The organism is Streptomyces sp. NPDC050619 (assembly GCF_040654815.1).
Classification (GTDB): Bacteria; Actinomycetota; Actinomycetes; order Streptomycetales; family Streptomycetaceae; genus Streptomyces.
Genome location: NZ_JBFAIR010000013.1, coordinates 78,959 through 103,090, shown reverse-complemented (window position 1 = coordinate 103,090; position 24,132 = coordinate 78,959). Strand labels below are relative to the sequence as shown.

General features: G+C 71.2%; 27 protein-coding genes. 14 read left to right on the top strand and 13 right to left on the bottom strand.

The window, feature by feature from the left end; genetic code table 11:
* Positions 1-120 precede the first annotated feature (120 nt).
* Positions 121-636 (bottom strand): Lrp/AsnC family transcriptional regulator, encoded by a 516-nt coding sequence (locus AB0I77_RS22160; protein WP_363284372.1) that lies wholly within the window; start codon positions 634-636, stop codon positions 121-123.
* 100 nt (positions 637-736) lie between these two features.
* On the opposite strand from AB0I77_RS22160, the gene AB0I77_RS22155 reads away from it, so the two are divergent.
* From AB0I77_RS22155 to AB0I77_RS22140, 4 genes are read left to right on the top strand one after another with little or no spacing between them, the layout of a single operon-like run.
* A complete protein-coding gene (locus AB0I77_RS22155) occupies positions 737-1,486 on the top strand; it encodes a LytTR family DNA-binding domain-containing protein (RefSeq protein WP_363284371.1) in 750 nt (249 codons plus the stop codon).
* A gap of 2 nt (positions 1,487-1,488) precedes the next feature.
* The gene (locus AB0I77_RS22150; RefSeq protein WP_363284370.1) at positions 1,489-1,848 is read left to right on the top strand and encodes a hypothetical protein; all 360 of its coding nucleotides are present in this window, start codon (positions 1,489-1,491) and stop codon (positions 1,846-1,848) included.
* 14 nt (positions 1,849-1,862) lie between these two features.
* Positions 1,863-3,587 (top strand): cation acetate symporter, encoded by a 1,725-nt coding sequence (locus AB0I77_RS22145; RefSeq protein WP_363284369.1) that lies wholly within the window; start codon positions 1,863-1,865, stop codon positions 3,585-3,587.
* Positions 3,584-4,798, top strand: coding sequence for a histidine kinase (locus AB0I77_RS22140; RefSeq protein WP_363284368.1), 1,215 nt, complete (start codon positions 3,584-3,586; stop codon positions 4,796-4,798). Before AB0I77_RS22145 ends, AB0I77_RS22140 begins: the two co-directional genes overlap by 4 nt.
* Before the next feature lie 20 nt (positions 4,799-4,818).
* On the opposite strand, the gene AB0I77_RS22135 is transcribed toward AB0I77_RS22140, so the two are convergent.
* Positions 4,819-4,989: a hypothetical protein gene (locus AB0I77_RS22135; protein ID WP_363284367.1), complete on the bottom strand. Its 171-nt coding sequence runs from the start codon at positions 4,987-4,989 to the stop codon at positions 4,819-4,821.
* A gap of 1,037 nt (positions 4,990-6,026) precedes the next feature.
* Positions 6,027-6,338: a hypothetical protein gene (locus AB0I77_RS22130; protein ID WP_363284366.1), complete on the bottom strand. Its 312-nt coding sequence runs from the start codon at positions 6,336-6,338 to the stop codon at positions 6,027-6,029.
* Between the two features lie 82 nt (positions 6,339-6,420).
* Between AB0I77_RS22130 and AB0I77_RS22125 the strand changes: the two genes are divergently transcribed.
* Both AB0I77_RS22125 and AB0I77_RS22120 read left to right on the top strand, forming a co-directional pair.
* A complete protein-coding gene (locus AB0I77_RS22125) occupies positions 6,421-6,681 on the top strand; it encodes a hypothetical protein (protein ID WP_363284365.1) in 261 nt (86 codons plus the stop codon).
* The gene (locus AB0I77_RS22120) at positions 6,678-6,920 is read left to right on the top strand and encodes a hypothetical protein (protein ID WP_363284364.1); all 243 of its coding nucleotides are present in this window, start codon (positions 6,678-6,680) and stop codon (positions 6,918-6,920) included. The genes AB0I77_RS22125 and AB0I77_RS22120 overlap by 4 nt, the downstream gene beginning before the upstream one ends.
* Here the strand turns inward: AB0I77_RS22120 and AB0I77_RS22115 are convergent.
* The 4 genes from AB0I77_RS22115 to AB0I77_RS22100 form a co-directional block, all read right to left on the bottom strand.
* Entirely contained in the window at positions 6,887-7,840 is a 954-nt protein-coding gene (locus AB0I77_RS22115) for a cytochrome c oxidase assembly protein (RefSeq protein WP_363284363.1), read from the bottom strand. The two genes, AB0I77_RS22120 and AB0I77_RS22115, sit on opposite strands and share 34 nt — an antisense overlap.
* 114 nt (positions 7,841-7,954) lie before the next feature.
* Complete coding sequence (locus tag AB0I77_RS22110) at positions 7,955-8,980, bottom strand: 6-phosphofructokinase (protein ID WP_363284362.1); 1,026 nt, start codon at positions 8,978-8,980, stop codon at positions 7,955-7,957.
* 261 nt (positions 8,981-9,241) lie between these two features.
* Complete coding sequence (locus AB0I77_RS22105; protein WP_363284361.1) at positions 9,242-9,970, bottom strand: glutamine amidotransferase; 729 nt, start codon at positions 9,968-9,970, stop codon at positions 9,242-9,244.
* An 18-nt stretch (positions 9,971-9,988) separates the two neighbouring features.
* Positions 9,989-11,227, bottom strand: a complete 1,239-nt coding sequence (locus AB0I77_RS22100) for a MurT ligase domain-containing protein (protein ID WP_363284360.1) — start codon at positions 11,225-11,227, stop codon at positions 9,989-9,991.
* Between the two features lie 148 nt (positions 11,228-11,375).
* Between AB0I77_RS22100 and def the strand changes: the two genes are divergently transcribed.
* Positions 11,376-11,915, top strand: coding sequence for a peptide deformylase (gene def / locus AB0I77_RS22095; RefSeq protein WP_363284359.1), 540 nt, complete (start codon positions 11,376-11,378; stop codon positions 11,913-11,915).
* Positions 11,916-11,986: 71 nt separating this feature from the next.
* Here def and AB0I77_RS22090 read toward each other — a convergent pair whose 3' ends face one another.
* Complete coding sequence (locus AB0I77_RS22090) at positions 11,987-12,631, bottom strand: TetR family transcriptional regulator (protein WP_363284358.1); 645 nt, start codon at positions 12,629-12,631, stop codon at positions 11,987-11,989.
* 175 nt (positions 12,632-12,806) lie between these two features.
* On the opposite strand from AB0I77_RS22090, the gene AB0I77_RS22085 reads away from it, so the two are divergent.
* Entirely contained in the window at positions 12,807-14,033 is a 1,227-nt protein-coding gene (locus AB0I77_RS22085) for an acyl-CoA dehydrogenase family protein (RefSeq protein ID WP_363284357.1), read from the top strand.
* Between the two features lie 67 nt (positions 14,034-14,100).
* Here AB0I77_RS22085 and AB0I77_RS22080 read toward each other — a convergent pair whose 3' ends face one another.
* From AB0I77_RS22080 to AB0I77_RS22060, 5 genes are all read right to left on the bottom strand, one after another.
* Complete coding sequence (locus tag AB0I77_RS22080; protein WP_363284356.1) at positions 14,101-14,337, bottom strand: DUF6213 family protein; 237 nt, start codon at positions 14,335-14,337, stop codon at positions 14,101-14,103.
* Between the two features lie 25 nt (positions 14,338-14,362).
* Positions 14,363-15,748 carry an NADP-dependent succinic semialdehyde dehydrogenase gene (locus AB0I77_RS22075; protein WP_363284355.1) on the bottom strand — a complete coding sequence of 462 codons (1,386 nt, stop codon included), beginning with the start codon at positions 15,746-15,748 and terminating at the stop codon, positions 14,363-14,365.
* Between the two features lie 75 nt (positions 15,749-15,823).
* Positions 15,824-16,297: an NUDIX domain-containing protein gene (locus AB0I77_RS22070; RefSeq protein WP_363284354.1), complete on the bottom strand. Its 474-nt coding sequence runs from the start codon at positions 16,295-16,297 to the stop codon at positions 15,824-15,826.
* Positions 16,294-17,832 carry an ATP-dependent DNA ligase gene (locus tag AB0I77_RS22065; protein WP_363284353.1) on the bottom strand — a complete coding sequence of 513 codons (1,539 nt, stop codon included), beginning with the start codon at positions 17,830-17,832 and terminating at the stop codon, positions 16,294-16,296. The genes AB0I77_RS22070 and AB0I77_RS22065 overlap by 4 nt, the downstream gene beginning before the upstream one ends.
* A 29-nt stretch (positions 17,833-17,861) precedes the next feature.
* Positions 17,862-18,803: an NAD(P)/FAD-dependent oxidoreductase gene (locus AB0I77_RS22060; protein WP_363284352.1), complete on the bottom strand. Its 942-nt coding sequence runs from the start codon at positions 18,801-18,803 to the stop codon at positions 17,862-17,864.
* Positions 18,804-18,882: 79 nt separating this feature from the next.
* Between AB0I77_RS22060 and AB0I77_RS22055 the strand changes: the two genes are divergently transcribed.
* From AB0I77_RS22055 to AB0I77_RS22030, 6 genes are all read left to right on the top strand, one after another.
* Positions 18,883-19,461, top strand: coding sequence for an XRE family transcriptional regulator (locus AB0I77_RS22055; RefSeq protein ID WP_363284351.1), 579 nt, complete (start codon positions 18,883-18,885; stop codon positions 19,459-19,461).
* A 98-nt stretch (positions 19,462-19,559) separates the two neighbouring features.
* Positions 19,560-20,537, top strand: a complete 978-nt coding sequence (locus AB0I77_RS22050) for an NADPH:quinone oxidoreductase family protein (protein ID WP_363284350.1) — start codon at positions 19,560-19,562, stop codon at positions 20,535-20,537.
* Positions 20,534-21,715, top strand: coding sequence for an acyl-CoA dehydrogenase family protein (locus AB0I77_RS22045; RefSeq protein ID WP_363284349.1), 1,182 nt, complete (start codon positions 20,534-20,536; stop codon positions 21,713-21,715). The genes AB0I77_RS22050 and AB0I77_RS22045 overlap by 4 nt, the downstream gene beginning before the upstream one ends.
* The gene (locus AB0I77_RS22040) at positions 21,712-22,785 is read left to right on the top strand and encodes an acyl-CoA dehydrogenase family protein (protein WP_363284348.1); all 1,074 of its coding nucleotides are present in this window, start codon (positions 21,712-21,714) and stop codon (positions 22,783-22,785) included. Before AB0I77_RS22045 ends, AB0I77_RS22040 begins: the two co-directional genes overlap by 4 nt.
* A 171-nt stretch (positions 22,786-22,956) precedes the next feature.
* Positions 22,957-23,811, top strand: coding sequence for a phosphatidylinositol-specific phospholipase C/glycerophosphodiester phosphodiesterase family protein (locus tag AB0I77_RS22035; RefSeq protein ID WP_363284347.1), 855 nt, complete (start codon positions 22,957-22,959; stop codon positions 23,809-23,811).
* A 120-nt stretch (positions 23,812-23,931) separates the two neighbouring features.
* The gene (locus tag AB0I77_RS22030; protein ID WP_363284346.1) at positions 23,932-24,126 is read left to right on the top strand and encodes a hypothetical protein; all 195 of its coding nucleotides are present in this window, start codon (positions 23,932-23,934) and stop codon (positions 24,124-24,126) included.
* Positions 24,127-24,132 lie beyond the last annotated feature (6 nt).

The following is a 24,132-nucleotide window of genomic DNA, read 5'->3' as shown; positions in this document are numbered from 1 at the left end:
GGGTACCTCCGCTTCCTGCGGTGTCGACTGAGGGTTGACACCAAGGTAGGAACTGACCCAGACGGCCGACAAGGAACGAGACTTGCGCGTTCGCGCAGGAACGCTGCGTCTTTGGCCCCTTCAGCGCAGGTCTGTTGCGCGCCCCGGCGTTTCCTCCGGCGCGGCCTGGCTGGCGCCCGCCTCCGGGCTTTCCGGGAGCAGATGGGACAGCACCATCACGCTGATCGTCTTCCGGATGAACGGCTCGATGCGGATCCGCTCCAGCACCTCCTCGAAGTGCTCGACGTCCCGCGCCCGCACATGCAGCAGCGCGTCCGCCCCGCCCGTCACCGTCATCGCCGCCGTGATCTCCGGATGGTTGCGCACGACCTCCGCGAGCCGCCGGGGCGGGGCCGCGCCCTCGCAGTACACCTCGACGTACGCCTCCGTGCGCCAGCCCAGCGCCGACGGCTTCACGGTGGCCGTGAACCCCGTGATGACGCCCGTGTCGCGCAGCCGGTCCACGCGCCGCTTGACCGCCGTCGAGGACAGCCCGACGCTCGCGCCGATCTCGGCGAAACTCGTCCTGGCGTTCGCCATCAGCGCGGTGAGGATCTTCCGGTCGAGCTCGTCGAACGGCGTGGGCCTGCTGTTCATCCGGGCACTGTATCCAGCACCCGCGTACCACCCCCTCCAGCGGTACCTCCGCACCTCGGAACGTGTCCTGACGTAGGAATTGCTCCTACACTCCGGGTTCATGCTGCGCGCCCTGGCTGTCGACGACGAACGCCCCTCGCTGGAGGAACTGCTCTACCTCCTGAACGCCGACCCGCGCATCGGCAGCGCGGAGGGCGCCGGCGACGCGACCGAGGCGCTGCGCCGCCTCAACCGTGCGCTGGAGTCGGGGCCGAGCGGGCCCGAGGCGATCGACGTCGTCTTCCTCGACATCCAGATGCCCGGCCTCGACGGGCTCGACCTGGCCCGGCTGCTGACCGGGTTCGCACAGCCGCCGCTCGTCGTGTTCGTCACCGCCCACGAGGACTTCGCCGTCCAGGCCTTCGACCTCAAGGCCGTCGACTACGTCCTCAAACCCGTCCGCAAGGAACGGCTCGCCGAGGCTGTCCGCCGGGCCGCCGAACGCAGCGACGCAGGCCCCCGCATCCCCGTGCACGAGCCCGACCCCGACCACATACCCGTCGAGCTCGGCGGCGTGACCCGCTTCGTCTCCGTCGACGACATCACCCATGTCGAGGCCCAGGGCGACTACGCCCGGCTGCACACCGGCCGGGGCAGCCACCTCGTCCGGATCCCGCTGTCCACCCTGGAGGAGCGCTGGCGCACCCGCGGCTTCGTCCGCATCCACCGCCGCCACCTGGTCGCCCTGCGCCACGTCGGCGAACTGCGCCTGGACGCGGGCACCGTGAGCGTCCTGGTCGGCGCCGAGGAGCTCCAGGTCAGCCGCCGCCACGCCCGCGAGCTGCGGGACCTGCTGATGAGGAGGCCCTGACGGTGCCCCAGAGCCCCGCCGAACGCCGTGTCGTCGTCACCGGCCCGCCCCGCCGCTCCCGCCCGGTCCCCGGCTACTACCGGCCACGCACCGAGATCGACGAGCAGACCACCCTGGGCCACACCTACGTCCGCTCCCTGATGCGCAGCCAACTGCGCGCCGCCCTCACCGTGTTCGCGGTCCTCGTGCTGCTGGTCGGCCCGCTGCCGCTGCTGTTCGCCGCGATGCCGGACGCCCGCCGCCTGGCCTGGGTGGTGCTCGGCTTCTGCCTCTACGCGCCGCTGGTCCTGCTCGCCCGCTGGTACGTGCGGCGCGCCGAGCGCAACGAACGGGACTTCGTGCGCCTCGTCGAAGACCGATGAGCTGACGGGGACCGATGAACTCCAGCTACGCCGTTCCCGCCGTCGCCCTGGTCGTCGTCGCGACCGTCCTCGTCGGCGCCTTCGGCCTGCGCATCTCCCGCACCACCTCCGACTTCTACGTCGCCTCCCGCACCGTCGGCCCCCGCCTCAACGCGGCCGCCATCAGCGGCGAGTACCTCTCCGCCGCCTCCTTCCTCGGCATCGCCGGCCTGGTCCTCGTCCAGGGCCCGGACATGCTCTGGTACCCGGTCGGCTACACCGCCGGCTATCTCGTCCTGCTCCTGTTCGTGGCCGCCCCGCTGCGCCGCTCCGGCGCCTACACGCTGCCCGACTTCGCCGAGGCCCGGCTCGGCTCCCAGGCGGTACGGCGACTGGCGGGCGCCTTCGTCGTCGGCGTCGGCTGGCTCTACCTGCTGCCCCAACTCCAGGGCGCCGGGCTGACGCTGACCGTGCTGACGGGGGCGCCCGCGTGGCTCGGCGGAGTGATCGTCTCGGTGGTCGTGGTCGCCACCGTCGCCGCCGGCGGCATGCGCAGCATCACCTTCGTGCAGGCCTTCCAGTACTGGCTCAAGCTCACCGCACTGCTCGTCCCCGCCCTCTTCCTGGTCCTCGCCTGGCAGAGCGACGGCGCCCCCCGCCACGCCTTCGAGGAACCGTCCACCTTCCGCGAGCAGCGGGCCGTCACCGTCGACGAGAGTCTCGACCTGGAGCTGGACCGGCCGCTGACCGTCACGGTGAGCGGCACGGTAGACGGCCGCCCGCACGACGACCAACGCTTCCGGCTCTCGGCGGGCACCCACCGCATCGAGCAGGGCACCCGGCTGACCTTCGACAAGGACACACCCGTCCCGGCCGCCGACCGCGACAGCAACGGCGGCATGTCGACCTCCCCGACCGCGAGCCGCGAGGAACGCCCCCTGTACGCCACGTACGGGCTGATCCTCGCCACCTTCCTCGGCACCATGGGCCTGCCCCACGTCGTCGTCCGCTTCTACTCCAGCCCGCACGGCGTCGCCGCCCGCCGCACCACGGTCGCCGTGCTCGCCCTGATCGGCGGCTTCTACCTGCTGCCGCCCGTGTACGGCGCCCTCGGCAGGCTCTACGCCCCCGAACTCACCCTCACCGGCGACGCGGACGCCGCCGTCCTGCTGCTGCCCGAGCGCGTGATCGGCGGCCTCGGCGGCGACCTGCTCGGCGCGCTGGTGGCGGGCGGGGCCTTCGCCGCGTTCCTGTCCACGGCCTCGGGGCTCACCATGGCGGTGGCTGGCGTGCTGACCCAGGACGTCCTGCCGACACGTGGCGTACGGCACTTCCGGCTCGGCACCGTGCTCGCCATGGCCGTACCGCTGGCGGCGAGCGTGCTGGTGGGCGGGCTGCCCGTGGCCGACGCGGTGGGGCTCGCCTTCGCCGTGTCGGCCTCCTCCTTCTGCCCGCTGCTCGTCCTCGGCATCTGGTGGCGGCGGCTGACCCCGCCGGGCGCGGCCACGGGCATGCTGGTGGGCGGCGGCTCCGCGTTCGTGGCCGTGGCGGTGACCATGGCGGACGTCCCGAGCACGGGCCCGCTGCACGCCCTGCTCGCCTGGCCCGCGCTCTGGTCGGTGCCGCTGGGCTTCCTCACCATGGTGCTGGTGTCCCTGGCCACCGCGGGCCGGGTCCCGGCGGGGACGGCGGCGATCCTGGCGCGCTTCCATCTGCCGGAGGAACTGCGGGAGGAACTGCGCGAGGAGGTGAAGGCATGAGCGGATTCGTCGCCGGGTTGTGCGTGGCGATCCTCCCCCTCCTGGCCGCCGGGTTCTGGCTCGGCCGGCGCACCGCGCGTCCCCAGAACCTCGGCGGGCTCGGCACGCCGGTCGAACACGCCACCTTCCAGACCCTGCACACCGCCTCCCTCGCCGCGCCCCCGCTGCGGGCGGGCCTGACGGAGGAGACCGCCCGCAAGTCGGCCCGCAGACTGCGCACACTGCTCGGCACGGACGCCCTGTGCCTGACCGACCAGCAGGAGGTCCTGGTCTGGGACGGCGTGGGCGACCATCACCGCGCCGAGATCATGGAACTCCTCGCCGGACCGCTGGAGACCGGCCGGGGCGAGGCGTTCCGGCTCAAGTGCGACGAGCCCGACTGCCCGGTGCGCTGGGCGGTCGTCGCCCCGCTCACCGTCGACGACCGCGTCCACGGCACCCTGGTCGCCTGCGCGCCCCGCGAGTCCGCCGTCCTGGTCCGGGCCGCCGGGGAGGTCGCCCGCTGGGTCTCGGTGCAGTTGGAGCTGGCCGACCTCGATCAGTCCCGCACCCGCCTGATCGAGGCCGAGATCAAGGCCCTGCGCGCCCAGATATCCCCGCACTTCATCTTCAACTCGCTCGCGGTGATCGCCTCTTTCGTGCGCACCGACCCCGAGCGCGCCCGCGAACTGCTTCTGGAATTCGCCGACTTCACCCGCTACTCCTTCCGCAGGCACGGCGACTTCACCACCCTCGCCGACGAACTCCACGCCATCGACCACTACTTGGCACTCGTGCGGGCACGCTTCGGCGACCGCCTCTCCGTCACGCTCCAGATCGCCCCCGAGGTACTGCCGGTCGCGCTGCCGTTCCTCTGCCTCCAGCCGCTCGTCGAGAACGCGGTCAAGCACGGGCTGGAGGGCAAGGCGGCGCCGGCCGGCAAGAGCCACATCAGCATCACCGCGCAGGACACCGGCGCCGAGGCCCTGGTCGTCATCGAGGACGACGGCGCCGGAATGGACCCCGTCCTGCTGCGCCGCATCCTCGCGGGCGAGGTCAGCCCTTCGGGCGGGATCGGACTGTCCAACGTCGACGACCGGCTCCGCCAGGTCTACGGAGACGACTACGGCCTGGTCATCGAGACCGCCGTCGGCGCGGGCATGAAGATCACCGCCCGGCTGCCGAAGTACCAGCCGGGGGTGCACTCGGCGAGCCGGCTCACCGGCGGCTGAGGATCAGGTGGCAGTACCCGTCATGTACTGCGGCTGGCCACCATCCCGAGGGTGATCAGCCCGAGCACGACCCAGCCGAACCACAGCCAGCCGTTGCTGCCGAGCGCCACCGTGTAGGCGGTCACCGTGACGAGTCCGCCGACGGTGAGCACCCCCATCGTCTTGGTCGAGCCGTCCGTAGAACCGGGCATCGCAACACCCTCCTCATGGTTCGTTCCCCTCCATGGTGCCCCTGTTCCGCGTCCGAACGGTGCATACGACGAAATGTGTGCCGTTCTTCCAGGGGCCCGCGCTTGTCCAGGGGCCTGCCGTGTACACCGACGGGTCGAAGCCGTAGTGGCCCGGCGGCACCTACGCCCGCACGCCACGTCGGACTCGGTGCGCGCCTCGGCGAGCGTGACGTCGGCGCCCAGCCGGGCCTCCCGGTTCGACCGGACGTCCAGACGGTCCCGCCGCTGCATGGTCGCCGTGTCCGCGAAGGCCGACCCCGGCTCGCGGTGCCCGCCCAGCACCAGACAGGCGGTGCGCCGCCCGGCGGCCTCGAAACCGTCCGAGGCCGGCACCAGGGCTGGCTGCGCACGTCGCCGAGCTTCTCCCGGACCTCCCGCGTCCGCTCCTCGCAGCGAACCGGCCCCATTCGCCGCACCTCGTCCACCGAGTCGGCCGCCACCTGCCCGTCCGGCGCCTGGTCCCGGCAGGTGGGGTCCAGGGGTCCAGCGCCAGCCGGGGCACCCTCGGCGGGCTTGAGCCAGGTGTTGCCGGGGGACCTCAGCGGTGGGGTGCGCCACCGCGGGACCTGAGCCGTGCGGCTCTGCTGCGGGCCTATGCCTTGTGGCGCTGGCGACGGGCCTATGCCCTGGGGTCGTGCGGGTGTGCCGTGGCCTTCCGGCCCGGCGGCCCTGCCGTGACCTTCCGGCCCCCAGCTCTCCCGTAGCCTTCCGGTCCCGCAGCCGCCCTGTAGCCCTCCCGCCCCGCAGGCGTCCCGTAGCCCGCGTGCCCCGAGTTCGCCTCGACGCCACCCCCCCGGACTCGCGGGCGGCTCGAATCCTTGGGGAGCCGCAGGTGGTGCGGGTGCCCCCCGCCCACGGTGGCTGCGACCCGAGGTCGGTCAGGGTTCGGGCATAGGTCTCGGCCTGCGATGTGACGATCCGCGACAGCGCCGCCTCCGCCTCCTGAGCGGTCAGCCGCTGTCCGGGATCCTTCGCGAGCAGCGCCCGCAGTACGGCCCTCAGCGCCCGGCCCGCACGACCGACCGCGGCTCCTCCACGACCACCGCGGTGATCTCGGCGAGGTGGGACTCCCGCTCGAAGGGGTCCAGGCCCTCGACGGCGTAGTAGAGCGTGCAGCCCAGCGAGAAACAGGTCGGCGGCCGGGCTGGGCGCCCCGCTGCACGGAGATACCGTAGTCGGTGAGCAGGACGCGTCCGTACGGCGACCCGGTGCGGTCCGGCGCGAGCAGGGATGTTCGCCGGTTTCACGTCCCGGTGCAGGACACCCCGCTCGTGCCCGGCGGTCAGCGCGTCGAGTACGGCGCCCCCCACGCGAGCGCACTCGGCCCGGGCGAGGGGCCCGCAGGTCCACGGCGTCCGTCACGTACTCCATGACGATCCAGGGCAGCCCCTCGTGCTCCAGCACGTCGTGCACGGTCACCACATGCGGATGGCCGCGCAGCCCGGCCGCGCGCCGGGCCTCCCGCTCGTGACCGGCCTCGGCGGGGTCGCGGAACACGATCTCCTTGAGCGCGACCTCGCGGGCGAGTCTCTCGTCGTGGGCGAGCCACCCATGGCCCATACCGCCACTGCCGAGCCGGTTCAGCAGCACACACCGGCCGGCGACGACCGGGCCCACTGGTGGCGGGTCCCCTGCTCGCCGGGGCGGTCGTGACCGGGTCACCGGCCGGTGGCGAGCTGCTCACCTCCGGTGGTGGGTCGGGGTCGGGCGGCGGGCTCGACGGCGGCGGTGTCGTCGTCGACTCGTCGGGCGTGGACACCGGGGGAGCGGTCGACCCCCCGGAAGTGTCCGCGCCCCCGCCCACCCTCGAGGAACGCTCGTATCCCCGCCACTTCGCGCGAAGTGTCGAAGAAGCCCGTCAACGCCCGCGTGCGTTCAATGAGGCCAAGTAGGCGTTGTATGCCTCGAGTTCCTTGTCGCCGTCCCGGTCGGCGGCCCGGTCCTCGCGCTTGGACTGCCGCTGCTCGGAGCTGTACCACTGGAAGAGCAGCGCGATCAGCACCAGCACGGACGGAATCTCGCTGAACGCCCAGGCGATGCCGCCGGCCGCGTTCTGGTCCGAGAGCGCGTCGATACCGAGCGAGGCGGGCGGGTTCTTGAACGTCTCGACCATGGGCTCGGACGCCATCATGAGCGCGATGCCGAAGAAGGCGTGGAAGGGCATGCCGGCGAACAGCTCCAGCATCCGCATCAGATAGCCGGGGCGGCTGGGCCCCGGGTCCACCCCCATGATCGGCCAGAAGAAGACCACACCGACGGCGAGGAAGTGCACCATCATCGCGATGTGCCCCGTCTTGGACCCCATCAGGAAGTCGAAGATCGGTGTGAAGTACAGCGCGTAAAGGCTCGCGATGAACAGCGGGATGGTGAAGGCGGGGTGCGTGATGATCCGCATGTACCGGCTGTGCAGGAACATCAGCAGGAACTCCCGCGGCCCCTTGCGGCGACCGCGTCCCGCCGCCGGCAGCGCCCGCAACGCCAGCGTGATCGGGGCGCCGAGCAGGAGCAGGATCGGCGACAGCATGCTGATCACCATGTGCTGCACCATGTGCACGCTGAACATGACCATGCCGTAGTCGTTCAGCTTGGTGCACATCACGAGGCCGACGCTCAGCACGCCCAGGACGTACGCGATCGTCCGCCCCACCGGCCACGCGTCCCCGCGCCGCCGCAACCGCACGACACCCCACCCGTACAGGGCCAACCCCAGCAGACAGGCGACGAGGAAGAACGGATCAGCCGACCACTGAAGTCCCCGTCCCAGCGTGAACGGCGGCAGATCCATGGTCATGCCGTGCCCGCTGTGATCCATCCAACGGCTCCTGATTCATGGGGGTTGTACGAGTCTGTCCGCCCCAGATTAGAACTGCCCCCGGCGACGATCGTCACCGGGGGCTACCGAACGAACCGAGCTCTCACCGGCACGTCACAACACGCACTCCGCCTCGGCGTACCGCTCCGCGGGAACCGTCTTCAACGTCTCCACAGCCTCCGCCAGCGGCACCATCACGATGTCGGTCCCCCGAAGAGCCGTCATCTCCCCGAACTCCCCCCGATGCACAGCCTCCACCGCATGCCACCCGAACCGAGTCGCCAGCACACGGTCGTACGCCGTAGGCGTCCCACCCCGCTGCACATGCCCGAGGATCACCGGCCGGGCTTCCTTCCCCAGCCGCTGCTCCAGCTCGATCGACAGCTGCCGCGCGATCCCCGCGAAGCGCTCGTGACCGTAGACGTCCTTGGCACCCTCGTCGAAGGCCATCGTGCCGGGCCTGGGCTTAGCCCCCTCCGCCGCGACGACGATCGCGAACCGCTTCCCCGCCTCGAACCGCTCGCCGACCTTCGCGGCCAACTCCTCGATGTCGAAGGGCCGTTCCGGTACGACGATGGCGTGGGCGCCCGCCGCCATCCCGGAGTGCAACGCTATCCAGCCGGTGTGGCGGCCCATGACCTCCACGACCAGCACGCGCTGGTGGGACTCGGCGGTGGTCTTGAGCCGGTCCAGGGCCTCCGTCGCGACACCCACGGCCGTGTCGAAGCCGAAGGTGACGTCGGTGACCGCGATGTCGTTGTCGATGGTCTTCGGGACGCCCACGATGGGCAGCCCGGCGTCCGACATCAGCCGGGCCGCCTTGAGCGTGCCCTCGCCGCCGATCGGGATGATCGCGTCGAGACCGAGCTCCGCGACGTGGCCCCGGGCGCGCTCCACACCGTCCCGCAGGTGCGAGGGCTGGACCCGGGAGGAGCCGAGGATCGTGCCGCCGCGCGCCAGGATGCCGCTCACCGCGTCGAGGTCGAGCTTGAGGTAGTCGCACTCCAGGAGGCCTTTCCAGCCGTCCCGGAAACCGATGACCTCATCGCCGTGGTCGGCGACGGCACGATGCACGACGGACCGGATGACGGCGTTCAGGCCGGGGCAGTCGCCGCCGGACGTGAGGACACCAATGCGCATAGCCCGAATACCTTCTCAACGTGGGCCGGGGCCCGGACCGTGTTGTCCGGGTGGATTCCGGCCACCTTATCGGCGTATGGGGGTGGCTCCCCAGCAGGCGTCCGCCTGGTGGACGCGGCCGCACAATTGAGCGGACGAGGTGTCAGGCGGGCCCTGTGAAGACCATGCCGGACGGCACTGGCGGGCCCCTTTAATTCCCTTGAACACCGGGGAACGCGCTCGTGGCCGAGAGGCTGTACGCAGGCTGCTGCGCAACTGTGATCACGCGGGCTGCTGCGCGGAAGCGATGCGCTCGTTGCGGAGTGCCTCGTACCAGCGGTCGTCGGTCGGCGGCAGCGCGTTCACGTCGAGCGCCAGCTTCAGCAGCAGGTCGGCGATCAGCGGGTTGCGGGCCAGCACCGGGCCGTGCATGTACGTGCCGAAGACCGTGTCGTTGTACGCCCCCTCCGTACCGTCCCCCGTGCCGTTGCCGTTGCCGAGGCGGACCTGGGCGAAGGGGCGGGCGGTGGGACCGAGGTGGGTGACGCCCTGGTGGTTCTCGAAGCCGGTCAGCGGGGGCAGACCCAGGCGCGGGTCGATGTCGCCCAGCACGTCACCGACGCACCGCTCGCCCTCGCCGCGCACCGAGACCACGTCGAGCAGGCCGAGGCCGGGCTCGCGCTGGCCGAGGTCGTTGACGAACTCGTGGCCGAGGATCTGGTAGCCGGCGCACACCGAGAAGACGATCGCGCCGTTCTCCACGGCCCGGTGCAGACCGCCGTCCCGCCGCAGCCGCTCGGCCGCGAGCCGCTGCGGCCGGTCCTCGCCGCCGCCGATCAGGTAGATGTCGCCGGAGGTAGGAATCGGCTGGTCGCTGCGCACGTCGAGCCGGGCCACGTCGAGGCGGCGCTGCCGGGCTCGGCGCTCCACGACCAGGACGTTGCCCTGGTCGCCGTACGTGCTGAGCAGGTCGGGATAGATCCAGACGACCCGCAGGCTGTTGTCGCTCACAAAAGTCCCCTGAATGTGTCAGTTGCCGACGCGGCGGCGCAGGTCCTGGAAGGCGGTGTAGTTGGCGATGACCTCGATCCGGCCCGGCGGACTCATCTGTACCGCCTGGTCGAGGTTCTCGCACACCTGGAAGTGCTGGTTCGCGACCTCCAGGCGCACCGCGAGGTCGAGCTTGCGGTCGCCGACGACGCAGATCGGGTGGCCGCTCAGACGCGTGTAGTCGACGTCCCACAGCCAGGAGGTGTCGGTGCCGTCGGCGCCGCGCGCGTTCACCGAGAGGATCACCGGGGTCGGCGGCGGATCGATCAGGCTGAACGTTTCGAGCCAGCCGGCCGGGTTCTTGGCGAGCAGCAGGCGCAGATCACGCTCCATGAACTGCACCACGTCATAGCGCCCGGCCACCGCCTGCACCTGGTACATGCGTTCCAGGGCGACCTGCGGCGGCACACCGAAGACGGCGGCGACGGCGGCCGAGGAGGCGGCGTTGGCCTTGTTGGCGCGGCCGGGCAGCTGGAGGTGGATCTGCCAGGCGGAACCGTGCGGGTCGAGAACATGATCACCGGAGAGCGCCCAGCTCGGTGTGGGCCGGCGGAAACCGCAGTCGCCGCAGAACCAGTCGTCGCCCGGACGCCGCATCACACCACCGCAGGACGGGCAGGACCAGGCGTCGTCCTTCCACATCTGCCCGGCGGCGACCCAGATCACATTGGGGGAGGAGGAGGCGGCCCACACCACGAGCGGGTCGTCCGCGTTGGCCACGACGACCGCCTTGGAACCCGCGAGCCCCTCCCGCCAGTTCTCCGCGAGCATCCGGGTCTCGGCGGCGCGGTCGAGCTGGTCGCGGGAGAGGTTGAGCAGGGCGATGCACTTCGGGTCGGTGTCCCGGGCGACCCCGGCGAGGTACTTCTCGTCCACCTCGATGACGCCGTACTTCGCCTCCGAGCGGCCCGCGAGAGCCGAGGTGATGCCGGCCGGCATGTTGGCGCCGAGCGCGTTGGACACGACCGGCCCCGCGGCGCGCAGCGCCTCGGCGATCAGCCGGGTGGTGGTGGTCTTGCCGTTGGTCGCCGACACCAGGATGACGTCCAGGTTCTGGGCGAGCCGTGCGAGGAGGTCGGGGTCCAGTTTGAGTGCCACCCGGCCGCCGATCACCGAACCGCTCCCGCGCCCCGCGGCACGCGATGCCGCCGCGACCGCCTTGCCCGCGGTCACGGCCAGCTTGGCCCGCGGCGAAAGCGGGTCCGAGTTGCCTGCCATCAGTTCTCGATCCTCCCTGCGTACGCGCCGCGCCCTCTGCCTCCGGCAACGTGGTGTGGGACCTCAGCCTATCGAGATCCATTCGCACTCCCGAATCGCGGCGCCCGCACGACCTTCGCGTGACAGGAAGGACCGTACCCTTGCCGCCATGCGACACGGCCCGATCCCGGGCGCCCACGGGCGCGTCCGGCCCCTCACCCTGCTCGGTGACCCGCTGCTCCACGCCCCCTGCGAGGAGGTCACCGACTTCGGCCCCGAACTGAGCCGACTGGTCGAGGACTTGTTCGCGACCATGTACGCCGCACGGGGCGTCGGCCTCGCCGCGAACCAGATCGGCGAGCCGCTACGGGTCTTCGTCTACGACTGCCCGGACGACGAGGAGGTCCGCCACGTGGGCCACGTGGTGAACCCGCGCCTGGTGGAGACCGACGGTGTGGTGCTGCGCGGCCCGGAGGGCTGTCTGTCCCTACCGGGCCTGGAAGCGGGAACCGAACGCCACGACCACGCGGTGGTCGAGGGCTTCACGACGACGGGCGATCCGATCACGGTCCACGGCACGGGCTTCTTCGCCAGATGCCTACAACACGAGTACGACCACGTGGAGGGCCGGGTCTACGCGGACCACCTGAAGGGCTGGCGCCACAGACGCCTGATGAGACAGGTAGGCCGAGCTTCATGGCACCGGTGAGCGGTCCTACTTCAGGGGCGCGGGGAACTGCGCGACCAGCCCCCACCGAGCCCGCAGACGAAATACGACCGTCAAAACCCAGGCCCCCCCACCTTGTCCCCCGCAGCAGCAAGCCGCCCCCACAAAAGATCGGCCAAACTCCGCACCAACTCCGCCCGAGAACACGGCCGTTCCCCCAACCACCAGTCCCCGGCCGCATGCATCATCCCGACAATCCCATGCCCCCACACCCGAGCCAACTGCTGGCTCCCGGGCCCCAGATCCAGCCGATCCTCAATGACCTGGGCCAGTTCCTCACCCATCCGCCGCAACAGCGGAACGCTGTGCTTGCCGACGTCGAAACCCTGGTCCGCGGTCTGCCCGCCCTCGGCGGGATGCATCAGGAACCGGTACACCTGAGGCCGCGCCTCGATCGCCGCGAGGTACGTGTCCAGCGTCGCCTCGACCCGCTTCCGCCGATCCGCGGGCGCGTCCAGCGCGGCCCGCAGCGAATCCAGGAGGGCATCCGTGTGCCGCTTGGCCAATGCCGCGTAAAGTCCGCCCTTGTCACCGAAGTGCCGGTACAGAATCGGCTTGGTGATACCCGCCTCCGCGGCGATCGCGTTCATCGAGGCATGTGGGCCGTCGCGGAGCACCACTCTGTCCGCGGCCTCCAGCAGCTCGCGTCGGCGGCGGTCGGCGGACCGTTGCTGATCGGTCCGCTGCGTGGTGTCCATGTGCTCTCCCCACCCGTGCTGCTGATTCGGTAATGCCTGCGCAAACTAACACCTGACAGCAGCCTGACATCGAACGGGCTGCCGAGCGGTTGCCCGGAGTTGACTTTTCCTACCCGCCGGTAACAGACTCGAGTTACCGCAAGTAACATGTGTATGCGTCGCCTCTGGAGGGGACATGGCCGAGTTCACCATGGAGCTCAACGACGAACAGAAGGAGGTCCGGGACTGGCTGCACGGCTTCGCCGCCGATGTGATCCGCCCCGCGGCCGCCGAATGGGACGAGCGTGAGGAGACTCCCTGGCCGGTTATCCAGGAGGCTGCCAAGGTAGGCATCTACTCCCTCGACTTCTACGCCCAGCAGTACTTCGACCCCACCGGCCTCGGCATCCCGATGGCCATGGAGGAGCTGTTCTGGGGGGACGCGGGCATCGCCCTCTCGATCGTCGGCACGGGCCTCGCCGCCGTAGGCGTCCTCGCCAACGGCACCGAGGAGCAGGTCGGCACCTGGATCCCCCAGATGTACGGCGATGCCAACGATGTCAAGGTCGCCGCGTTCTGCTCCTCCGAGCCGGACGCCGGCTCCGACGTGGCCTCGATGCGGACGCGTGCCGTGTACGACGAGGCCAAGGACGAGTGGGTGCTCAACGGCACGAAGACCTGGGCGACCAATGGCGGTATCGCAGGCGTCCACGTGGTCGTGGCCGTGATCGACCCGGAGCTGGGCTCCAAGGGCCACGCCTCCTTCATCGTCCCGCCGGGCACGCCGGGCCTGTCCCAGGGCCAGAAGTTCAAGAAGCACGGCATCCGCGCCTCGCACACCGCCGAGGTCGTCCTGGACAACGTCCGGGTGCCCGGCTCCTGCCTCCTCGGCGGCAAGGAGAAGCTGGACGAGCGGCTGGCGCGGGCCCGTGAGAAGGCCAAGGCGGGCAGAGAGCGCGTGAAGAACGCGGCGATGGCGACGTTCGAGGCTTCGCGGCCGGCCGTTGGCGCGATGGCCGTCGGTACGGCCCGTGCCGCGTACGAGGTCGCCCTCGACTACGCGACGACCCGCGAGCAGTTCGGCCGGCCGATCATCGACAACCAGGGTGTCGCTTTCCAGCTCGCGGACATGCGTACGTCCATCGACGCCGCTCGTCTGCTGGTCTGGCGGGCGTCCTGGATGGCCGTCAGCGGCAAGCAGTTCACGGCGGCCGAGGGCTCGATGTCGAAACTGTTCGCGAGTGAGACGGCGAAGAAGGTGACCGCGCAGGCGATTCAGATCCTGGGCGGCAACGGTTACACCAGGGAGTACCCGGTGGAGCGCATGCACAGGGACGCAGCGATCTACACGATCTTCGAAGGCACGAGCGAGATCCAGCGGTTGGTGATCGCGCGGACCTTGTCGGGGATGCCGATCCGGTAGCGCCGTGGGGGTGCGGATCCGTCGCGGTCTGTACCCCCTATGGGGTCACCCCCTATGGGGTCACCCTCTATGGGGTCCCTCCGCTGCTGTGAGCGATGCACGCCACATCAATACGGTCGGCGAGCTTGGCCAACTCGATGGTCAACGCCGCCACCGTGTCCTCGTCGAGCCCGTCCGCCCCGGCTTCCACGAGGTGCAGCCACCGACCCCCCACCGTGCGGAGCAATTTGCTCACATCGGCGGCAGCCACCTGCAAGGTCCCGCGGTCGTCGACGATCAGAGGCAGAGTCACTTCGCGGTTCACAAAGGGGATCGTAGCCGCGGAAGACTCACGCTCCGTGCCATACGGTGGTGATGTTGCAGAACTCGCGGATTCCGTGCCCGGACAGCTCACGCCCGTACCCGGACCGCTTCACCCCGCCGAACGGGAACGCCGGGTGGGACGCCGTCATCCCGTTGACATACACGCTGCCGGCCTCCAGGTCCCGTACGAAGCGGTCGACCTCGGTCTCGTCACGCGTCCAGACGTTGGAACTCAGGCCGAACGGCGAGTCGTTGGCGATCAGCACGGCCTCGTCCAGGTCGCCGGCGCGGTACAGCGTGGCGACCGGCCCGAAGGCCTCCTCGCGGTGGATGCGCATCTCGCGGCTGATGCCGGTCAGGACGGTCGGCGGGTAGTACCAGCCGGGCCCGTCGGGCCGCTCCCCGCCGCACAGCACCCGCGCGCCACCGCGCTTCGCGTCGTCGACCAGCTCCTCCAGATCGGCCCGTCCCCGCTCACTCGACAGCGGCCCGACCTCCGTGTCCTCCTCCAGCGGATCGCCGGTCTTCAACGCCTTCATGCCCTGGACGAATCGCTCGGCGAAGGCGTCGTACACGTCCGTGTGCACGATGAACCGCTTGGCGGCGATGCACGACTGTCCGGTGTTCTGCACGCGCGCGGTCACCGCCACCTGCGCGGCGCGGTCGAGGTCGGCGGAGGGCATCACGACGTACGGGTCGCTGCCGCCCAGCTCCAGCACCGTCTTCTTGACCATCTCCCCGGAGGTGGACGCCACCGCCCGGCCCGCGGGCTCGCTGCCGGTGAGGGTGGCCGCCTTGACGCGCTCGTCGCGCAGGATGTCGTCGACCGCGCCGGAGTGGATGAGCAGGGTCTGGAAGGTGCCCTCGGAGAAGCCCGCGCGGTGGAAGAGGTCCTCCAGGTAGAGGGCGGTCTGCGGGACGTTCGAGGCGTGCTTGAGCAGGCCCACGTTGCCCGCCATCAGCGCGGGCGCGGCGAAGCGGACGACCTGCCACAGCGGGAAGTTCCACGGCATCACCGCGAGCACCGGGCCCAGCGGCCGGTAGCGGATCAGGGCGCGGGAGGCGCCGGAGTCCTTCACGTCGGCGGCGGCGGGCTCCTCGTCGGCGAGCAGTTCCTCGGCGTGGTCGGCGTACCAGCGCATCGCCTTGGCGCACTTCGCGGCCTCGGCGCGGGCCTGCTTGATCGGCTTGCCCATCTCGGTGGTCATGACCCGGGCGATGTCCCGCTGGTCCTCGTCGAGGAGATCGGCGGCCCTGTGCAGGAGGCGGGCGCGTTCGGCGAAGGTCGTCGCGCGGTAGGTGCGGAACGTGGCCTCCGCGAGCTGGAGCCTGCGCCGGATCTCCTCCTCGCCCATGGCCTCGTACGTCTTGAGCGTCTCGCCGTTCGCCGGGTTCACCGTTGCGATGGGCATGACCGACCTCCTGGGAGCGGGTTGTGCTTCGACCTTCCCGCGCGGCGGTGGGGACCGCAACGCGTACGCATCTGCTCAGGTCGAGTGCTCCGCCAGGCGGTCGAGAAACGCGGCCTGCGCCTTGACGATCACGGCCCGCGCGCGGTCGAGGCCGAACCACTCGACGCGGTCCAGCTCGGGAAACTCCTGGGTCTTGCCGGACTTCGGCGGCCACTCCATCCGGAACGTGCCCGGGTTGACCGTGGCCGGGTCGAGGTCCGCCTCGATCGCCCACGCCGTGACGATCTTGCCGCCTGTCTGCCGGACCTCGCCGAGCGGTACGGCCTCGCCGTCGGGCACAGCCAGCCCCAGCTCCTCCTGGAACTCGCGGCGGGCCGCGTCCCAGGCGGGCTCCTCGGGGTCGTACTCGCCCTTCGGCACGGTCCACGCCCCGGCGTCGCGGCGCGCGAAGAAGGGGCCGCCCATGTGGCCGAGCAGCACCTCCGGGCCGTGCTCGGTGCGGCGGAACAGCAACAGGCCCGCGCTCCGTTTCTTGGCAGCCTGCGTCACGGCCGCACCTCCGGGTGCGCGGCCAGCAGAGTCTCGACCGTGTCCGCCTCCTCCGGTCGCTTGTCCTCGCGGTAGCGGACCACGCGGGCGAAGCGGAGGGTGACGCCGGCCGGGTAGCGGGTGGACTTCTGCAGGCCGTCGTAGGCGATCTCGACGACGAGTTCGGGGCGTACGGTCACCACGTACCCGTTGTCCTCGACGGCCAGCTCCTGGAGCCGCTCGGTCTGCCAGGTCAGCATCGCGTCGGTCATGCCCTTGAAGGTCTTGCCGAGCATCGCGAAGGAGCCGTCGGCCGTGCGGGCGCCGAGGTGCAGGTTGGAGAGCTTGCCCGTGCGGCGGCCGTGACCCCACTCGACGGCCAGCACGACCAGGTCGAGCGTGTGGACCGGCTTGACCTTCAGCCAGGACGCACCGCGCCGGCCCGCGCTGTAGGGGGCGTCGAGGGACTTCACGACGACGCCCTCGTGGCCCCGCTTGAGCGTCTCGGCGAGGAACTCCTCTGCCGCGTGCACGTCCTCGGGCCCCGACACCGGTGTCCGCCGCACCCGCATCGGCTCGGGCACCAGCCGGGCCAGTCGCGCGTGCCGCTCGGCGAACGGCAGGTCGAGGAGGTCGTGGCCGTCTACGGACAGCGCGTCGAAGAAGACGGGGGAGACGGGGACCGTCCCGGCGGCCGTCGCCACGTCGACGCGGGAGCCGACGCGGCCGGCGATCTCCTGGAAGGAGCGGGGCCGTCCGTCCGCGTCGAAGGCGATGACCTCGCCGTCCAGGATGAACCGCTCGCCCCTCAACTCCAGGGCGGCCGAGGTCAGTTCGGGCAGGCGGCCGGTGATGTCGTCCAGGGTGCGGGTGTAGAGCCGTACCGTTTCGCCGTCGCGGTGCACCTGGACGCGGATGCCGTCCAGCTTCTCCTCGACCGCGCACGCGCCGAGCTTCTCGACCGCCTCCGCGACCGAGGAGGCGCTGTGCGCCAGCATCGGCAGGACCGGACGGCCGACGGTGAGCCGGAAACGGTCCAGGGCGGCGGGGCCCTCCGAGAGCAGGGCCTCGGCCACCGTCTGGAGCGAGCCCGCGAGCATGACCGCCCGCCGGACGTCCGTCGGCGGTGCCCCAGTCGCCTGGGCGAGGCCCTCGATCGCGACCGCGTCCAGCGCGCCCTGCCGCACCTCTCCGCTGATCAGCCCGAGCAGGAACCGCTGCTCGTCCGCCGTGGCCGCGCCCATCAGCTCACCGACCAGCCGGGCCCGCTCGGCCTGGGAACCGGCGCCCGCCACCTTGCCCAGCTCGCTCAGCCGGACGTCCACCTCGCGCACGGTCAGGGTCGGCTCGGCGGCCGGGGCGGCCGGGCGGCTCAGCGCCTTCCAGCCGACGCCGAGCCGCCCCTGCGGCAGTCGTCCCGCCAGGTACGGGATGACGATCGGCACGTCCGCCGCCTCGGCGTCCCGGAACAGCTCGGCGAGGAGCGCGATCTTCCGGGAGCGTGCGGAGGTGGCGGCGACCTCCTGGGACACCTGGGCCAGCCGGGTCAGCAGCATGCAGCCATGGTGCACCGGAGGCGGGCGGTCTACACCCGGACGGCGGCGTCGAGGTCGGTCATCAGGAGCTCCCCGTTGATGGTCGCGCCCGCCCGGTACCCGCCGGCCGCCGCGTTCACGACCTGCTCCGCGAAGCCCATCGCGTTGCCCGCGGCCCACACGCCGGGCACGGTGGTCAGGCCCGTCTGGTCGACCACGGGATACGCGCCGAACGGGGTCTCGTGCAGCTCGGCTCCCAGCCGCTGGAGCAGATCGGTCCGCGGAACGGCCCGGGGCGCCACGAACAGCACCTCGCGCTCGTGCGTGGCGCCGTCCGCGAGGCGGATGCCGGTGAGCCGGTCGTCCTCCGCGATCACTTCGGAGACCTCGCCGGGCACGACCTTGACGCCGGCCGCGGCGAGCCTGCGCAGGTCGTCGTCCGACAGTTCCTCCTCGGCGACCGTGTGCAGGAAGAAGGTCACGTCCTTCGACCACTGGGACACGATCAACGCCTGGTGCACGCTCATCGGGGTGGTCGCGAGCACGCCGAACGCCTGGTCGCGGACCTCCCAGCCGTGGCAGTACGGGCAGTGCAGCACGTCCCGGCCGAAGCGCTCGGCGAGGCCCGCGACCTGGGGCAGCTCGTCTCTCAGACCGGTCGCGATCACGAGGCGTCGGGCGTGCACGGTGCGCCCGCCGGCCAGGTCCACGGCGAAGCCCTGTCTGACGTCCACCGCCCGGTCCCGGACGAGCTCGACGCCGTACCGCGCGATCTCCTCCCGGCCGACCGCCAGGAAGTCGGCCGGGGACATGCCGTCCCGGGACAGATAGCCCTGCATGTGCGCGGCGGGAGCGTTGCGCGGCTCGCCCGCGTCGACGACCAGCGTGTGGCGCCGGGCCCGGCCCAGGATCAGCGCGGCGGACAGTCCGGCCGCGCCGCCTCCGACGACGACCACTTCGTAGTTCTCGGTCACTTCGCGGTTCTCGGTCATGGGTGACCACCTCCACCGAGACGGTCGCTCTCCCGCTGCCGCATTGACAAATGTGTTTGCCGAAACTGCAATGGATGTCATGAGTGACGACATGGGCGAGGTCCTCGCCGAGGTGGGCCCGCGGCTGCGGCGGATCCGGAAGGAGCGGGGGGCGACGCTGGCCGGGCTCTGTGAGGCCACCGGCATCTCGGTGAGCACGCTCTCCCGGCTGGAGTCCGGTCTGCGCAAGCCCAGCCTGGAACTGCTGCTGCCGATCGCACGGGCGCACGAGGTGGCGCTGGACGAACTGGTGGGCACCCCCGCGGTGCGCGATCCGCGCGTGCGGGCCGCGCCGATCTGCCGGCACGGCCGCACCCACTGGCCGCTCACCCGCCAGCCCGGCGGGCTCCAGGCCTTCAAGGTGCTGGAACCACAGCGGCAGGAAGAACCGGAACTGCGGACCCACGAGGGGTACGAGTGGTTGTACGTGCTGTCCGGGCGGCTCCGGCTGGTGCTGGGCGAGCACGATGTGGTGCTCACGGCGGGGGAGGCCGCCGAGTTCGACACCCGGGTGCCGCACTGGTTCGGGTCGACGGGGGAGGGGCCGGTGGAGTTCCTCAGCCTGTTCGGGCCGCAGGGCGAGCGGATGCATGTGCGGGCGCGGCCCAAGCGGTCGTGACGCAGATGACTGTTCCCTGATGTGCAAGCGACCGCTTAGTATGCGGGGGACTCCGGTCATGACTCCGGTAAGACGACGCAGTCCCGTGGAGGCTCCGCATGCAGGCATGGCAAGTGCACGAGAACGGCGAGCCCGGCGAGGTGCTGCGCCTGGCGGAGGTGGCGCGGCCCACGCCCGGTGACGGCCAGGTCCTGCTGAAGGTGCGTGCCGCGAACATCAACTTCCCGGACGTGCTCATGGTCCGGGGCCACTACCAGGTCCAGCCCCCACTGCCGTTCACGCCCGGCGTGGAGATCTGCGGCGAGACCGAGGACGGCCGGCGGGTCATCGCCAACCCCGCGCTGCCGTACGGCGGTTTCGCCGAGTACGCCGTCGCGGACACCGCCGCTCTCCTGTCCGCGCCCGACTCGCTGGACGACGCCGAGGCCGCCGCCCTGCACATCGGCTACCAGACGGGCTGGTTCGGCCTGCACCGCCGGGCCGGGCTGGAGGCCGGCGAGACACTGCTCGTCCACGCTGCCGCGGGAGGGGTCGGCAGCGCGGCCGTGCAGCTCGGCAAGGCGGCCGGCGCGACCGTGATCGGTGTCGTCGGCGGCGCCGAAAAGGCCGCAGCAGCCCGGGAGTCGGGCTGCGATGTGGTGATCGACCGGCGTGCCGAGGACGTGATCGCCGCCGTCAAGGAGGCCACCGGCGGCCGGGGCGCCGACGTGATCTACGACCCGGTCGGCGGCGAGGCCTACGCCCAGTCCACGAAGGTCGTCGCCTTCGAGGGCCGGATCGTCGTCGTGGGCTTCGCGAGCGGGACGATCCCCAGCCCGCCGCTGAACCACGCCCTGGTGAAGAACTACTCGGTCCTCGGCCTGCACTGGGGCCTGTACAACACCAAGGCTCCGAAGCTGGTCCAGCACTGCCACGAGCAGCTCACCGAACTGGCCGCCCGCGGTGCGATCAAGCCGCTGGTGAGCGAACGTGTGCCGCTGGGCGGGGCCGCGGCGGCCGTGCAGCGGCTCGCCGACGGTGTCACCACCGGCCGGCTCGTCGTCATCCCCGGCCTCACCGAGGCAGGCGCGGCATGATCGACGCAGCCGAACTCAAGCGCCGCACAACTAAGTTGCTGGCCGCCTGTCCGCCCGCGAGCACCGACCGGACGGACTTCCTCAAGGCCCGCTTCGACGCCGGTCTGGCGTGGGTGCACTACCCCGAGGGTCTCGGCGGGCTCGGCGCCCCCCGCTCCCTCCAGGCCGTCGTGGACGCCGAGTTGGAGGCCGCGGGCGCTCCCGACAACGACCCTCGGCGCATCGGCATCGGCCTCGGGATGGCCGCGCCGACGATCCTCGGCTACGGCACGGAGGAGCAGAAGGGGCGGTATCTGCGGCCCTTGTGGGTGGGGGAGGAGGTCTGGTGCCAGCTGTTCAGCGAGCCCGGCGCCGGGTCCGACCTCGCCGCGCTCGGCACGCGGGCCGTGCGGGTGGGCGACAGCTGGGTCGTCAACGGCCAGAAGGTGTGGACGTCCAGCGCCCATAGCGCCCGCTGGGCCATCCTCATCGCCCGCACCGACCCGGACGTGCCCAAGCACCAGGGCATCACGTACTTCATCTGCGACATGACCGACCCGGGTGTCGAGGTACGGCCGCTGCGCCAGATCACCGGCGAGGCCGAGTTCAACGAGGTCTTCCTCACCGACGTCCGCATCCCCGACTCCCGCCGTCTCGGCGAGGTCGGCGACGGCTGGCGGGTCGCGCAGACGACCCTCATGAACGAGCGCGTCTCCATCGGCGGCATGCGACTGCCCCGCGAGGGCGGCATGATCGGCCCGGCCGCCAAGGCCTGGCGCGAACGCCCCGAACTGCGCACCCACGACCTGCACCAGCGGCTGCTGCGGCTCTGGGTCGAGACCGAGGTCGCCCGCCTCACCGGCGAGCGGCTGCGCCAGCAACTCGTCGCGGGCCAGCCCGGCCCCGAGGGCTCCGGCATGAAGCTCGCCTTCGCCCGCCTCAACCAGGAGATCAGCGGCCTGGAGGTCGAACTCCTCGGCGAAGAGGGCCTGTTGTACAGCGACTGGACCATGCGCAGGCCGGAACTCGTGGACTTCACCGGCCGCGACGCCGGTTACCGCTACCTCCGTTCCAAGGGCAACAGCATCGAGGGCGGGACCACCGAAGTCCTGCTGAACATCGTCGCCGAGCGCGTTCTGGGCCTGCCCGCCGAGCCGCGCACCGACAAGGACGTCGCCTGGAAGGACCTCGCCCGATGACCGACCTGCTCTACTCGGAGGAGGAAGAGGCGCTCCGCGCCGCCGTCCGCGACCTGCTCACCGACCACTGCGCCCCGCCCGACGTGATCGCCCGCACCGAGTCGGACACGCCGCACGACCCCGAGGCGTGGAAGGCGCTGGCCGAGGGCATGGGCCTCGCCGGACTCCTGGTGCCCGAGGCGCTCGGCGGCCAGGGCGCCACCCACCGCGAAGTCGCCGTCGTCCTGGAGGAGTTGGGGCGGGCGGTGGCCCCCGTGCCGTATCTGACGAGTGCCGTCGTCGCCACCGAGGCGCTGCTGGCCTGCGATGCCGACGACCTGCTGACCGAGCTGGCCTCGGGGCGGACGATCGGCGCCCTGGCCGTCGCACTGAACGTCGCTCCGGGCGGCGCCTACAAGGCCGTACGACACGAAGGCGGCGCCCTGTACGGCGAGTTGACCGGCATCGCGGACGCGGTGGCCGCCGATGTGCTCCTCGTCCCCGCGGACGACGGCGGGCTGTACGCGGTCGACGCGGACGCCGTGACTCTCACCCCGCAGGTGTCCCTGGACCTGACCCGGCCCGTGGCGACGGTCCTCCTCGAAGGTGCCGCGGGCCGCCGGACCGGCGACGCCGAACCCGCCGTACGCCGTGCCCTGCGCGCCGGAGCCGGGCTGCTCGCCTCCGAGCAACTGGGCCTCGCCGAATGGTCGTTGACGGAGACCGTCCGCTATCTGAAGGATCGCAAGCAGTTCAACCGGCCCGTCGGTGGCTTCCAGGCGCTCAAGCACCGGCTCGCCCAGCTGTGGCTGGAGGTCGTCCACCTGCGCGCGGCTGCCCGGGGCGCGGCGGACGCGCTCACGACCGGTGAGGACGTCGACGTGGCGGTCGCCGTCGCGCAGGCGTACGCGGCGCCCGTGGCCGTCCGGGCCGCCGAGGAGGCGCTCCAACTGCACGGCGGAATCGGTATGACCTGGGAGCACCCGGCCCATCTGCACCTGAAGCGGGCGAAGGCCGACTCGATCGCCCACGGCACGGCGGGCGCCCACCGCGAGGCGCTGGCCGAACTGATCGACCTGCGAGCCCCCTGACCGTCACTTGGTGAAGCCCGCCCCACCTGGGGCGGGCTTTTTCGTGCGCCCGCGAGGAAGGAGTGAACAAGCGAGGACAGTCCGGCCAATTCCTGGCATGTACAGGTTCATTGAAGCCCGGTCAGCTTCATACTCCCTGTGGTTCGGACCCGCCCCACAGGGAGGCAGAGCATGGCCCTCATCACCCGTCGCAGAGCCCTCACTACGTTCGGTGCCGCGCTCGCGGCAGTGCTCGCTCCGCCCGCCGGCAGCGCGTTCGCCGGCGACCAGAAGCACCGCTCCCGCCCGTTGTGGCGCGCCCACGCCCACAACGACTACGAGCACCCGCGTCCCCTCCTCGACGCCCTCGACCACCGCTTCGGCAGCGTCGAGGCCGACATCTACCTCGTCGGCGACCAGCTCCTCGTCGCCCACGACCCGGTCGACCTCGACCCGACCCGCACGCTCGAATCCCTCTACCTCGAACCGCTGGCCGCCCGCGTCAAGGCCAACCACGGTGCGGTGTACCGGGGTTACCGCAGACCGCTGCAACTGCTCATCGACATCAAGACCGAGGGCTCGTCGACGTACCTCGAACTCGACCGGCACCTTCGGCGCTACAAGCACCTGTTCACGACGTACGCCCACGGCCGTGTCCTCCCCGGCCCGGTCACCGCTGTCATCTCCGGTGACCGCGCGGCCCGTACGCCGATGGAGGCCCAGAGTGTCCGCCGCGCCTTCTACGACGGCCGGCTCGCCGACCTCGGCACCTCGGCCCCCGCCTCCTTCGTCCCGCTGATCTCCGACAACTGGACGCTCAACTTCACCTGGGCGGGCGTGGGCGCGTTCCCGGACGCCGAGCGGCAGAAGCTGCGCGGCATCGTCCAGGCGGCGCACGCCCGCGGGCAGCAGGTGCGGCTGTGGGCCACCCCGGACGTGGCAGGCCCCGCCCGGGACGCGGTGTGGACCGAACTCCTCGCCGCCGACGTCGACTACATCAACACCGACGACCTGGCCGGCCTGGAGGCCTTCCTCGACGCCCACTGATCGACGCGGACACCACACGTTCGGAGTACATGTCAGCCGCCCGGACGAACCCTCCGCTACGCCACACTTGCGGCCGAACGCCGTGAATCGGACAAGGCGGCGTGGCGGAGGAGGTTGACGATGGCGATTTCCATCTCTGTGGTGCTGTTGCTGGCGGTCCTGGCGGTGATCTTCCTGCGCAGTGGCGGGCTGAAGTTCTCCCACGCGCTGGTGTGCCTGCTGCTCGGCTTCTATCTGGCCGGCACGGACATCGCACCCAGCATCAACAGCGGTCTGACGGCTACGGCGGACATCGTGAGCAGCCTCAGACCATGAGCCTCA